Source organism: Nostoc sp. (assembly GCF_036917395.1).
GTDB lineage: Bacteria > Cyanobacteriota > Cyanobacteriia > Cyanobacteriales > Nostocaceae > Nostoc.
On the sequence record NZ_JBALDI010000062.1, the window covers coordinates 1 to 12533 of the forward strand.

11 protein-coding genes and 1 pseudogene are annotated in these 12533 nt (G+C 43.4%); 5 read left to right on the forward strand and 7 right to left on the reverse strand.

Annotated elements, in window-relative coordinates; translation table 11 throughout:
* The first annotated feature begins 326 nt into the window (after window positions 1–326).
* A complete protein-coding gene (locus V7K46_RS21615) occupies window positions 327–794 on the forward strand; it encodes a hypothetical protein (protein WP_335116678.1) in 468 nt (155 codons plus the stop codon).
* Window positions 795–1083: 289 nt separating this feature from the next.
* Here V7K46_RS21615 and V7K46_RS21620 read toward each other — a convergent pair whose 3' ends face one another.
* Window positions 1084–1332 (reverse strand): hypothetical protein, encoded by a 249-nt coding sequence (locus V7K46_RS21620; RefSeq protein WP_335116680.1) that lies wholly within the window; start codon window positions 1330–1332, stop codon window positions 1084–1086.
* A 542-nt stretch (window positions 1333–1874) separates the two neighbouring features.
* Here V7K46_RS21620 and V7K46_RS21625 point away from each other — a divergent pair.
* Together V7K46_RS21625 and V7K46_RS21630 are read left to right on the forward strand one after the other, a co-directional pair.
* Complete coding sequence (locus V7K46_RS21625; RefSeq protein WP_335116682.1) at window positions 1875–2576, forward strand: DUF433 domain-containing protein; 702 nt, start codon at window positions 1875–1877, stop codon at window positions 2574–2576.
* Window positions 2573–3007: a hypothetical protein gene (locus V7K46_RS21630; RefSeq protein ID WP_335116684.1), complete on the forward strand. Its 435-nt coding sequence runs from the start codon at window positions 2573–2575 to the stop codon at window positions 3005–3007. The genes V7K46_RS21625 and V7K46_RS21630 overlap by 4 nt, the downstream gene beginning before the upstream one ends.
* Window positions 3008–3197: 190 nt before the next feature.
* Here V7K46_RS21630 and V7K46_RS21635 read toward each other — a convergent pair whose 3' ends face one another.
* Both V7K46_RS21635 and V7K46_RS21640 read right to left on the reverse strand, forming a co-directional pair.
* Window positions 3198–3536, reverse strand: coding sequence for a hypothetical protein (locus V7K46_RS21635; protein WP_335116686.1), 339 nt, complete (start codon window positions 3534–3536; stop codon window positions 3198–3200).
* Between the two features lie 409 nt (window positions 3537–3945).
* Window positions 3946–6471 carry a cyclic nucleotide-binding domain-containing protein gene (locus V7K46_RS21640; protein WP_335116688.1) on the reverse strand — a complete coding sequence of 842 codons (2526 nt, stop codon included), beginning with the start codon at window positions 6469–6471 and terminating at the stop codon, window positions 3946–3948.
* A gap of 441 nt (window positions 6472–6912) precedes the next feature.
* Here V7K46_RS21640 and V7K46_RS21645 point away from each other — a divergent pair, with 441 nt between their 5' ends.
* Entirely contained in the window at window positions 6913–8109 is a 1197-nt protein-coding gene (locus V7K46_RS21645) for an acyl-CoA dehydrogenase family protein (RefSeq protein ID WP_335116690.1), read from the forward strand.
* Window positions 8110–8506: 397 nt separating this feature from the next.
* Entirely contained in the window at window positions 8507–9145 is a 639-nt protein-coding gene (locus V7K46_RS21650; RefSeq protein WP_335116692.1) for a transaldolase family protein, read from the forward strand.
* Between the two features lie 242 nt (window positions 9146–9387).
* Here the strand turns inward: V7K46_RS21650 and V7K46_RS21655 are convergent, their stop codons facing one another.
* The 4 genes and pseudogenes from V7K46_RS21655 to V7K46_RS21670 all read right to left on the reverse strand — a co-directional run.
* Window positions 9388–10242 carry a metal ABC transporter permease gene (locus V7K46_RS21655; RefSeq protein ID WP_335116694.1) on the reverse strand — a complete coding sequence of 285 codons (855 nt, stop codon included), beginning with the start codon at window positions 10240–10242 and terminating at the stop codon, window positions 9388–9390.
* Window positions 10243–10340: 98 nt separating this feature from the next.
* Complete coding sequence (locus V7K46_RS21660; RefSeq protein WP_335116696.1) at window positions 10341–11174, reverse strand: metal ABC transporter ATP-binding protein; 834 nt, start codon at window positions 11172–11174, stop codon at window positions 10341–10343.
* 18 nt (window positions 11175–11192) lie between these two features.
* Window positions 11193–12248, reverse strand: a complete 1056-nt coding sequence (locus V7K46_RS21665) for a metal ABC transporter substrate-binding protein (RefSeq protein ID WP_335116698.1) — start codon at window positions 12246–12248, stop codon at window positions 11193–11195.
* 100 nt (window positions 12249–12348) lie between these two features.
* Window positions 12349–12533: pseudogene (locus V7K46_RS21670) on the reverse strand (hypothetical protein); the annotation flags it as partial.

The following is a 12533-nucleotide window of genomic DNA, read 5'->3' on the forward strand; positions in this document are numbered from 1 at the left end:
TTCAAAGACTCGTTAACGGAGTTCAGAGGTGGATTCACGAGTATCAAAGACTCGTTGACGGAGTTCAGAGGTGGATTCATCCAGTTCAAAGACTCATTTTAATTTTAACTTTTCACTGCATCTGGAAAGTCAGAAAGTATCACAGACAACAAAACCTTTCTCAATCACCGCACCCAAGAAAACTTTTTGAGTTATTCAAGATTGATAGGATTGATTCAAACACTTGTGGAATCTCCTCTTCCTAAACAGACTGGACTTGCATAAATTACTATCAACAATTTTTGACTGACATCATGAACCGCTTTACCTCTATTTTGCTCGCCGGCTTGATAGCATCTGCATCAGCTTTGGGTATTTCTCCAAAAGCTGATGCTAATACACGAGTGGATTATCTTGCTGGGTTAGATAGCTACGGCTATCAACACAACGATGATGGTTACTACGAACGTCAGAGTCGTCACCACAGAAATGATGATTATGACCGCGAGAACGATCTTCTCAACATTGGTGACAATAATGATCGCTATGAGCGCGAAAATAACCGCCGCCATGAGCGCGAAAATAACCGCCGCTATGAGCGCGAAAATAACCGCCGCTATGAGCGCGAAAATAACCGTCGCCATGAGCGCGAAAATAATCGTCGCCATGAGCGCGAAAATAATCGTCGCTATGAGCGCGAAAATAACCGCCGCTATGAGCGCGATAATAACCACCGCTATGAGCGCAATAACATTCGCAACATTCGTGATAATAACAACCGCTATGAGCGCGAGCGCGACTGGGGTCGTGGTTAATCCCTCCGCCTTTCATTTATTAAGCTTGGTTCTAAGTGAACTGAGCATTGATTCTAATTGGCGGTAGGACAGACACAATCTGTTTTTTCACTCATTCCAATATCTGACTTTTCACTCTTATCTAGAAAACCTCGCTTCCATTCCCTAGCAACAAAGCTTGCTCAGGGATTAGGTTTAGCGTGAGCTTTTCTATATAGCAGTCCTAAATCACTCGTGAAAAGTCAGATTTTTATTAAATAAACAATTTACCCTCAGCCTAGAAGTCTCTTTCTTAATTACGAATTACGAATTACACCCTTGGGCGCAACAACTGCACGAAGGTATCACTCACAGTATGGTCTTTGGTATCGGCTAGTAGGGAAGGCTTGAAGGGTTCAAATAACTTGCGGCGGAAAAAGGGAATCCAGGCGAGGAGAAAGCCGACGTAGCCCACGCCTAAGATGCGCCTTACCCAAGGATTCCAAAAGAAGATGGCTTGGACTTGGGGAAATTTGGGATAAGCGAAGATGAGGAGAAGCCAAAAGGCAGCATGAATCAAAATTGTAGTTATGGCGTTAAAAAACCACTATCAACCCTTGAGGTTAACTATTAATGATTGCAGCGAATCAGCTTCGTTGTATCCAGCTTTTTTGAGATTGTTGTAGTAAGTTTCTAGAATACCAATATCTTGCGGTTCCCAAGAGACTTTTCTAGCAACTACAGCAATTTGCTTTGCTAAGTTTTGGTGTAATCGTGCAAAATCTCGACTAGGTTCCCAGACTTGGGCAAATATTTTGAGAGTTTTAACAACCTTGATTATGGCTTAATGAAGCAGGAATCGTTTGAGTTTCAGGAAAGCCCAGCCATGTAAGCAGTCTTTTCACATCATCACTGCCACCAGCCAGTAAATATGTCAAAGCAATAATCAAAGTGCGATCGCTTGTTTTATAATTTGATAGCTAGCTATCCAATCAAGCCGAGGCTTCGAGACAAAGCGATCACCTCACTAAGAAGAATTTTTCATAAAGCTAAGACTTTGCTTGTTTTAATATGTATCGATATCGAAGATAATAAAATTAAGCATCCCTGGCAGGCACGCAAATGACCGAGCTTTACGGAGGAACCGATCCTAGAGACATTCCCGCTTACTCCATTAGCGATGCCGCTCGTTATTTACGCATTCCAGCAGGCACAATTCGTTCTTGGACAGTTGGGCGACACTACCGGATTTCAAAAGGTTCCAACTTCTTCAAACCCCTTATCCCAATTCGTGATCTTAAACCACGACTCCTCTCATTTAACAACCTAGTTGAAGTTCATGTTTTAAGAGCAATTCGCAAAAATCACAAAATTGATCTAGGCAATGTACGAACCGCTCTTGATTTCATTGATGAGCGGTTTCAAACATCCCACCCGCTTGCTGGTGAAAGTTTTCTTACCGATGGTGTTGACCTGTTTATTGAGCGCTATGGCTCTCTTATTAATGCATCGAAAAGCGTACAAACGCAGATGAAAGACGCTTTTAATGCTCATCTTGAGCGAATTGAACCCGACGACACTGGGCTTGCAATTAAACTGTATCCCTTTACTCGCTCTCACGAGGAAGATAGCCCTCGTGTTGTCGTCATTGATTCCCGAATCGCCTTTGGTCGCCTTGTTATTGCTGGAACAGGAATTACCACCAGCGTGTTAGCAGAACGCTATAAAGCAGGTGATTCAATTGACGATCTTGCTTATGATTATGACAGCGATCGCTTCAAGATCGAAGAAGCTATCCGGTGTGAGCTACCTGCTGTTGCATGATTCAACCCCAGTCCATTACTTTTTTTATAGATAGATGTCTAGGTAACAGACGCATTGTAGAAACGCTTCGGACCGCAGGTGTCACTATCAAAATCCATGACGAACACTTTGACAAAGGCGCTCAAGATGTGGACTGGTTACCAGAGGTCGGCAAAATGGGCTGGGTTGTTTTGACCAAAGATGGCAAGATTAGCAACAACTTATTAGAAAGGATTGCCGTTGCACGCGCTCAGGTAAAGATGTTTATATTTGTTTCCCAAAATTTATCAGGGGCAGATATGGCCGCAATTTTTCTCAAAGCAATTGTGCCGATGCAAGAATTTGTTCGGAAACATTCTGCTCCATTCATTGCGAAAATCTATCGTGATGCAAGTATTGCCCTATGGAAAGACAGCCAGGCACTAGTAGAAGAATTAGAACGGTTTTTTTAGATTGCGCGATCGCCTTTTTTGGATATTTAAGCCTCCAATCAAGTAGGCAGATAAGAGCGATCACTTTTTAATTTGGTGTAGATGCTTAAGCATGGTTGAAGCCAATTTGTAATCAGGCTTGAATACTCGCTAACACTGCGCTAACGTAATCAGCTACGTGCCAGCGAGTTGAGCTGATCAAATCGCCACATTATAGTTCAATTAACTTGAAGCCCCAAGGTTTGAGAGCCGCTTCAGCTATTTCTGAATTTACACCTTCATAAGCCTCCCATTCCAAGGGATGCTCTTTAGGATGTCCGTCGCCGACATTACCTGCAACTTTGATGATCGCACAGTTGGCAATGCGATCGCGCTCCAGCCCTTTTGGCACTACTAATTCGATTTTGTGACCGACAAACTTCGCTGTACTTTCATTAGCTACAGATTCACGGATTAAACAAATATCACCAGCAGTCCCCCAAGTCGTTTGATAGATGTGGAGGAACGATATATAGGTTTGTGGTTTGATGGATCTTTTTAGAACTTGCATTATCTGTAATCCTTACACTATGAGCGAAAAATCATATGAGTATTTTCTATCACCTTCGTAGGCAAGAATGTTTTTAACTCACATTTTGCACCTAGCCCAGACGATTAGAAACCGCCTGGTGGAATAGATGTGAAGCTCAACAGGGCTATTTCATTCTCCGAAAAGCCCGCCTCAGAATGAATTCACCAGTTTAATAGCGAAAGTAGTGTTTAGACAACTGAGAAAAAGTTATATTCTGTTAAAACAGACTTTGCTCGTTCATAGTCTCTGACTAGGAATGGCTAAAATAGGGCTGCTGCCTCCTACACAAGCGGCAGCAGCTCAATGAGGTGCATTATCCTTCTTAGATACCTAGAAACGAGAAAACAAGCGATGCTACGGCGGGCTACGCCTACGCTAGATGTGAAACTCAAAACACGATAATCGCCCACATACTAACTCCCAAAGCGATCGCTGCTAAGTGTTGCAGCATGAGCGATCGCACTGGTTGCTTGGCAATCTTTTGCGTTAATAACATAGTCATCAACACTGAGAAAATTATCGTTGCTCCTTGCAAAAAGGCAATCACAGCCGGGTGAGCAACCAATATTGGCAATTGTTCACCACTCAAACCAAGAGTAGCAAAAGTAACGGGTAAAATTCGCCCACCTTCGCCTAAGCCCAAACGCAGATAGTGAGCCAAGTTTCCCCCCAAAACTAATGGTAGATAGCCATAGGCAAGCTCTACAAATGATCGAGGCTTACGGTTAAAGTTGAACACTTGCAGCAACCCATAAGCTGCAAAGGTAAAAATTGCTGGGATAATTAACACTAAGAGCGATAATCCGAAGTGCTGCCAAAACTGAGTTAAATCCAGTTGTAACCCCAACCAAGATTGTAATTCTGGCAAGCGATGCAGATATATCCCACCTAACAGCAAATACAATAATGCTACTTCATAGGTGCGGGGTACATGAGTTGTCCACAGTTCAATTCCAGGGGGACGCAAGTTGAACTCAACGGAACGATGGGGACAGGCTTTCAGGCAAGTCATGCACAGTACGCAATCTCTGTTATCTTCTAACTGCGCTGGGTGGGAGTATAAGGGACATCCATTAGTTTCCATCCCTTCGCCCTTTTGCGGCCCACCTTTATAGCATTGATATGTGGTACAACTGGCAGAACAAATACCTTGCTGTGCCCGGAGTTCCGTCATTGAAAGTTTGGCAAATAAACCATTCATCCCGCCAATGGGACAGAGATACCGACACCAAAACCGCCGCTCAAAAAGAGCAGAGAAAATCATTGCCCCAGCAGTAATTAACAGCAGCAAACAAGCGCTAAGATAGGCGGTATTTTCTAAATGCCAGAGTTCTTCCCATAAGAAAATTAGGGAGAACAAACCAAACATGAACCATCCACCCCATTTCTCAGCTTCCTGTCTGGGCCAGCGCTTGAGTTTTCGAGGCCACAGCCAGAGAGATAACTTTTGGGTAATTTCCCCGTAAATCATGAAAGGACAAACAGAACACCAGATACGTCCCAAAAAGGGAAAGAGAAATAGGAAGAAAGGCCACCACCAAGCCCAAAAGAAATTTAATACGAAATTGCGATCGCGGGTTTGCGGGCCAATAAATAACACTGCAACAATAATCGCAAAAGCCGTTGCAGTCAAACCATAGTTAATGCGATCGGGCCACCAGGGACTACGTAAAAATTGCCGCAAACGAGGATAGGCATTTAAAAGATTTACCCGAAATCGTTTTTTCTTAGTTTCGGCTGGCCAGAAAATTTCTTCTGTTAATTCATTCGCCCCCTCTGCTTGCACGATCGCTCTTTCTACCAAATTTTTCAATTCCTTGAGGTTCCCAGGAAAATCATAGGACTGGAGGCGACGCAAAGCTTCTGGGGTGATGTGCGGTTTCGGAACGCCTCTAGCCCGAATGTAGAGACTAGTATAATATTCAACCTGTGCCTGAACATCCGTTTTCCGCACCCGGAGCGGTGGTACTTTAATAACGTGACCAACAGAACGTTCAATTGTCGGCTGAGTTTTTTCTGAAACAATCAGAATTCTGGCTGTACTGGGGCGAGGTTCAGGTGCTGGTTCTCCCGAACGAGCCACGGGGGTATATGTGCCAGTTTTGAGCAACTGCGTCACGGGAGGTAATAATTCTTCGGGCAATTCTTGAATGTTGTTGAGAACTAGAGTCCCTTCTCCCAACCATTCCAACAGTCCTGGTTTACCGCCTGCGCGACCGAATAAATCTGCACCGCTCGTTTGGAGAATACCACAATTTACTTTAATAATTGGTTCTCGCCGTTTTGGAGAACCAAAGTGGATTAGGGCTGCTATATTGTCTTTTTCTAACCCTGGTTCTCCAAAAATATCCACTGATTTGCGGTCAGCAGCCGATAAACGAATTTGTTCCCGCAGCCGCACAGCATAGCGACTTGTACCGATAATTCCGCGTTGTGCTTTGGTGACTAAATATGGTCGCAAAGCAACAGATCGTTCTTGTTCATAGCCAAGTGCAGATGTCACCTGAGCTAATTCTTGAGCCAATTGACGGGAAAAAGCCAGAGCAATGTCGGGGTATTGGGTGACTAATTCCCGAAATTTAGCAGCAGGCACAACCCACAAATGACATTCTGTTACCGTAGTAATTGTGAATGGACTTAATTCATCCAACAGCAATTCTTGGAGTTCAATCACTGCTCCGGGGAGGAATCCACAGGCTAAGGCTGGGTTGGTTTGATTGGTGCTATTGCTTTCAAGTTGACCTTCGACAAGAATATAAAGTGCTTCTGAAGGAGTGCCTTCGCTAACTAAGTCAGTTTCGGCACTTACTACTTGTTCTTCAATTACTTGAGCGATCGCATCTAACACTTCAGGCGAGAGAATTCCTAAAGTCGTCCGTTCTTGTAGCCATGTAACCGTTTCTGGAGATGTCATATTAATTTCTCCGTGTAGGCTGCTGTATAAGAAGAATTATCCCTGAAAGCTGGGTCAAAATATCTGTGTGTGGCGATGCATGACAAGTTATCTCATGTCCGTCCATATACTCATGATTCCGTGTTGGAATATGACATCGCCACCGCCTCAGTGAAGTTGTGATTCGGATTAAATGTCTGGTTCTTGCAGCCATCGGGCGACCCTACCCGCCAAAACTTCACCTAAAATTGGAAACTCAATTGATTTTTTTATAGCTATTTTTGACTTTTTTTTCTTTTGTGCTTGCTTGTTGAAAGAGTGTGGATATTCTAAAACTACTATATACAAAGGTTAGAAATAAAAATACGGTTATAGAAGCGACATTTTGATACTAACTATAAGGTTTTCGGACATCAAAGAAAGCTGTATATTTGCGCTGTAAGAATAAACAAAAAATAAAAAATGATTGACTTCAGCCTCACTCAAGAACAGCAGATGTTGCAGTCACTTGCGCGTGACTTTGCTCAAAACAAAATTGGGCCTATTGTTCAAATAATTGAAGAGTCTAACAATCTAGAGATGGAACCTTGGGATTTTTGCAAACAGGTCTTCTATAAGGGGGCTGAATTGGGATTCACATCCTTGATGGTTCCAAAAGAGCTAGGAGGTGTGGGTGGAAAGTGCATAGACTTAGCTGTAGTGTTAGAAGAAATAGGCGCTGTTGATGTCAGCATTGCTTGTAGTTACTTTAATCTCACCGCAGCGATGTCGCTGTTTGTCAGCAGAGTTGCAACCCAAGAACAGCAAGAACGAATATTATCTTTTGTCAAATCTGGAAAACCACATTTATTTAGCGCCGCAGAGAGTGAATCTAATGTTGCCACCTCCGATTTGTTCTGCCCGCTCCCAGATCCCAATATTGGGATGAAGACCTTTGCAGCACGTGAGGGCAATGGATACATCCTCAATGGAACAAAATCCTCGTTAGTCACAAATGCTGGAATTGCGGATGCCTACTTTATCATTGCCCGTACAGCGATGGATAAACCATTGCGCGAAAGTTTGTCTATCTTTTATGTTCCAACAGATACACCTGGGATTAAGTTTGGCAAAAAAACACAGATGATTGGTTGGAAAGCCTCGCATCATGCTGAGATTTGCCTGGATAACGTCTTAGTCCCTGCACAAAATCTGATTGGACAAGAAGGGGAAGCAGGAAAACTACTGATGTTGGTTCCAGAAGTAGCTATTGGGCTGGCAGCTTCTTATGTTGGTTTGGCTCGTGCTGCTTATGAGTATGCTTTGAATTATGCCAAGCATAGAGTTAGTTGGGGTCGTCCGATTATCGAACATCAGGCAGTGGCTTTAAAATTAGCAGATATGATGATTAACACCCAGGCTGCACGACTGGTAGTATGGGATGCTGCCCGTACAGCAGAAACTTCTCCCCAACTTGCCGCCACAGTCAAAGCACCAGCCGCCAAGACTTTTGCAGTGGATGTTGCAATCAAAAACGCACAAACAGCAGTTGAAATTCTTGGGGGCTATGGGGTGACAAAAGAGTGTTTGGCTGGCAAGTTTCTTGCTGATGCAACTATCGGGTATTCCTGTGACTTTACGCGAGAAGTCTTGCGTCTGGGGATTGTGAATTTTTTGTAATGGATTGAGGAGTAGCTAGTTACTTCCAATAGCGGGCGTGCCAAGACGATATCTCATACCAAGTTGTCCCTTCTGTTTAATCCTGAACGAGACAATTTTAGATAAAAGATTTTAGATTTTGGATTAAATTAAAATCTTTTATCTAAAAAAAGGTTCCAGAGCAAGCAACTTCAGACGCGAGTGAAATCAAAAAATTTCATCATCCAGAGCAAGTGCATTAATGCATTGGAGTCAATCCAAAATCCTTGCATCCAAAATCGAATGACTGATTTTTCCCCTCTTGGCAAAAACTGGGATGCTCCCACCTGTGTTCTATCCAATTAAAAACTGTTGTAACTTGGGACTAATCACGTGCAGCTATTGCATACTAATATCGGGGAATTGATCGGGAGAAATTATGGCAATTTATTTAGACTCGGCGATCGCATCTGAAGCTGAAGTTGTTAAGCTTTGGGGATGGGTGAAAGGCATTACCACAAATCCCACGTTGTTGGCTCAAAGCGATATCCCACCAGAAACTACACTCAAAAAATTGGTTGCCTTGACGAATGGCCCGTTATACTATCAACTTGTGGCATCTGATAAAGCTGGGATGTTAGCTGAAGGTAGAAAAGCTTTCGAGATTATTGGTTCGCAAACAATTTTAAAGATTCCTGCAACACCGTTAGGTTTTGAAGTGGTGGCGAGTCTATCCTCAGAAATTACTTGTTCAGTGACAGCGATTTACAGTGCAGCACAGGCAGCAGTAGCGCGGGAAGCAGGTGCTAAAATTGCCATAGCTTATGTAAATCGCGCTACGCGGTTGTTAGGTGATGGTATTGCCTTAATCCGGGATATGGCTAGCGTCCTCCAAGGCAGTGATACTGAAATCTTGGCAGCTAGTATCAAATCTCCCGAAGAAGCAGCCGCCTCATTGCAAGCTGGAGCGGATCATTTGACTTTACCACTGGCAATGTTGCAGGCGATCGCTACTCATGAATTTTCACAAAAAACTGTTGAAGAATTCGCTAAAGGTGGCATCGGCTTAAGGATTTAAATATAAAATCTAAAATCCAAAATGGTATGAGTTTGTCAGATATCCCTAATCTCTGGGTTCCTTTAGCACTTTTAGGTTTAATTGTCCTAGCTGCTATATTTTTTAGTCGCAGTTAATCTGTGACAACTCCAAGATTCAATTACTACCTTCGCAGTGCAAAATTAGCTAATTCCCCTACTTCTGTTCCTGTGTGTTTTTTGTTTTGAAAAGTTCTGATCGTCCCTTGAGTCCTCTTAAAAATCTCACCGTTCGTGTTTTGTAAAAAAAGGAAAGAAACGGCGTTTGTGTCGGGCTTGCAGACTCATACTGAGCAACACACAGGCAAATATGGCGGTTGAAAGCAGCACTACACTGGCTCCAGAGGCGATATCGAGATAGTAGCTGAGGTAAATCCCCACAAAGGAAATTGCGGCTCCTAGAATGCCAGAAATAATCATCAGATAACCAAAGCGATCGCTCACTAGTCGGGCAATTGATGCTGGAATTACCACTGCTGAAATAATCAGTGTCACCCCTAACACATTCAGTGTTGCCACCAGTAAAGTTGCCAACATCAAAGCAAATAAAGTATCCATTGCAAAAACGGGTACACCATGAACCTGAGCAACTTCTCGGTCAAAACACCAAAACAGCAATGGGCGATAAAACAAGAAAACAAGACTGAGTAAGATGATCGTCACACCTGTCACTACCCACAAATCATTAGGGGAAACCCCCAATACATTGCCAAACAAAGCGGCTTCAAAGTTTTGGCTAAACTTGCGATAGCTGCTGATCACAGCTACTCCCAAAGCAAAGCTAGCAGTTGTCACAATCCCAATCGCTGCATCCGAGTAAACTTTGCGTCCAGTCAGATATTGAATCAACAAGGCAGCTGCAAAACCCCAAATACCAGAGCCAATGTAAAAATTCAAGCCCAGTACATAACTCAGCACAGCTCCACCCAAAATTGCATGAGATAAACCGTGGGCAATGTAACTCATCCTGCGAGTTGTAATATAAACTCCCATAATGCCGCATAATAGCCCTGCCATCATGCCTACTAGAATCGCACGGCTAAAAAATTCATAATGAAAGGGTGTGAATAAAAAATCCATATAAACTATTTAGAATTGCTGAATTTGAGAATGAATTAGTCTTTTTTCCTTTGCTCCTGGAGTGTGAGCTTGTCAATCAGCAACGCTAAGTATTTATCCTAAGCAGACTTCGAGTCAGATCGCCGTAGTGCGTCGGGCAAATTATCTTGCATTTGATGGCGTAGAGAAGTACCGCCACTAGCGATTAAAATTCGGTCTTGTTGGTAGAAAACCACCATTTCTCCACCAAAAGTCTGCTCAAGGTTGGCGGGAGTGAAGACATCGATCGGTTGACCTTGGCTGATTAAACCGTGGTTGAAACAAACTACCCAAGGCAAATGAGTAGCTACTGAGTTGAGGTCATGGGTGGAGAGGATAATTGTCAAACCTTGTTGATTCAAATCAGCTAATAGGTGCAAAAGTTCGTGTTGAACGTGCAAGTCTGAACTACTGGTAGGTTCATCTAAAAGAACGATTTCCGGCTCTCCTACTAAAGCACGGGCAATGAAAACCCTTTGCTGTTGACCACCGGATAGATTACCGATGGGTTGATGGGCAACATGGGCAACGCCGACGCGTTCTAGGAGTTCGCTGGCTACTTGGCGATCGCGTTTTGAAGACCAAGGCAGCATTTTCTGTTTTTGGTAACGCCCCATCATTACCACTTCCAGAGCCGTGACTGGAAAAGTCCAATCTACTGTTTCCACTTGCGGCACATAGCCCACCAAAGGCGGTGCTAATCCAGGCTTTAAGCGCTTTCCTCGAAACCAAATCTCTCCAGTCCAAGGAATCACCAACCCTAAAATCGCTCTGATTAAAGTGCTTTTACCACTGCCAGAAGGCCCCACTAAGCCGGTCAGTTGACCGGGATAAAGTGTCAAATTAACACCCGTAAAAACTGGCTGGGTTTGGTAGCCACAAGTTAAATTTCTAACTTCAAGTATCGGTTCCATGCACTTATTTTCTTTATGCTACTTAGTTGCTGTTGGACCGACGACATTTGCAGTATTCAAGTTTTTCACTAAATCAGAATTTCCCCCTAAGCTAGAGGCGATAATCCGCATATTGTTAGCCATCATGCCAATATAGGTATGCTCAGGATTAGTATCTTCAATTGCATTAGCTGACCCCTTACCTGGTAACTCGTCATCGGCGGTGTTCGCAGTTTTTACATTTGCTTCGCGGGCAATTTGTTCTTCTACTTTGCTGGGGTAGACCTCAGAACCAAAAATTGCTGGGACACCTACTTTCCGAACTTGGTCAATAAGCTTTGCTACATCTTTAGCGGAAGGTTCTTTAAAATCTGAAGGTTGGATTGCACCAATCACTTGAAAACCATACTCTCTAGCCCAATAGGCCCAAGAATCGTGGTAGGTCAAAAGTTTACGGTTTTTAGCGGGAATACTGGCGACGATTTCCCGTGTTGCTTTGTCTAGGGCTTCTAGGCGTTGTAAATAATTTTTCAGATTGGTAGCGTAGTAATCTTTGCCAGCAGGGTCTAAAGTGGTTAATTGTTCGGCGGCTAGTTTGGCATAAGCCTCAGCATACTTGGGGTTTACCCACAGATGAGGATTGGGATCACCTTTTTCTTTCGGAAAGCTGAAGTCGAAAAGCCATTGGTCTTGAGTAATAGTTTTACTGCCTAGTTCAAAGATTTTAGTTTCTTTGGGCTTGGAGGCGATCGCTAGTTTTTCGGTTGGGGATTCTAAATGCAACCCATTAGCGATGATCAGATTAGCTTTGGATAGAATATCGGCATCGCTAGGACGAGGCTCAAAGGTGTGAGAATCGGTTCCTTCTGGAATAATGCCTTTAACTTCTAGGCGATCGCCTGCAATGTTGCTCACAATATTTGTTAGGGGAGCAACTGTCGTGACAACTAAAAGCTTACTTTGTGTCTTTTGCTCTGCTGCTGGAACAGGAGTGGTTGTTACTTCAGGGCTGGGAGACACGGCCGTATTCTGAGGCGGACTGCAAGCTACTACCATGAAGCTGAGTGCCAATAGCAATCCAGAGAGGGTCTTCATTACACTCAAGCCTTCTAAAATTCAAGGGTCAGCATTTAATTAAAGCTCTACTCAGTATAAAGATGCAATGCCCCCATAGAGTATTTTCGTAGTGAAATCTCTAGATTTTTTTACCATTTGTTATTTCGGCGAACGCATTTGTTATTTCGGCGAACTCATTTGTTATTTCGGCGAACGCATTTGTTATTTCGGCGAACGCATTTGTTATTTCGGCGAACGCATTTGTTATTTCGGCGAACGCATTTGTTATTTCGGCGAACTCATTTGTTATTTCGGCGAACTCAT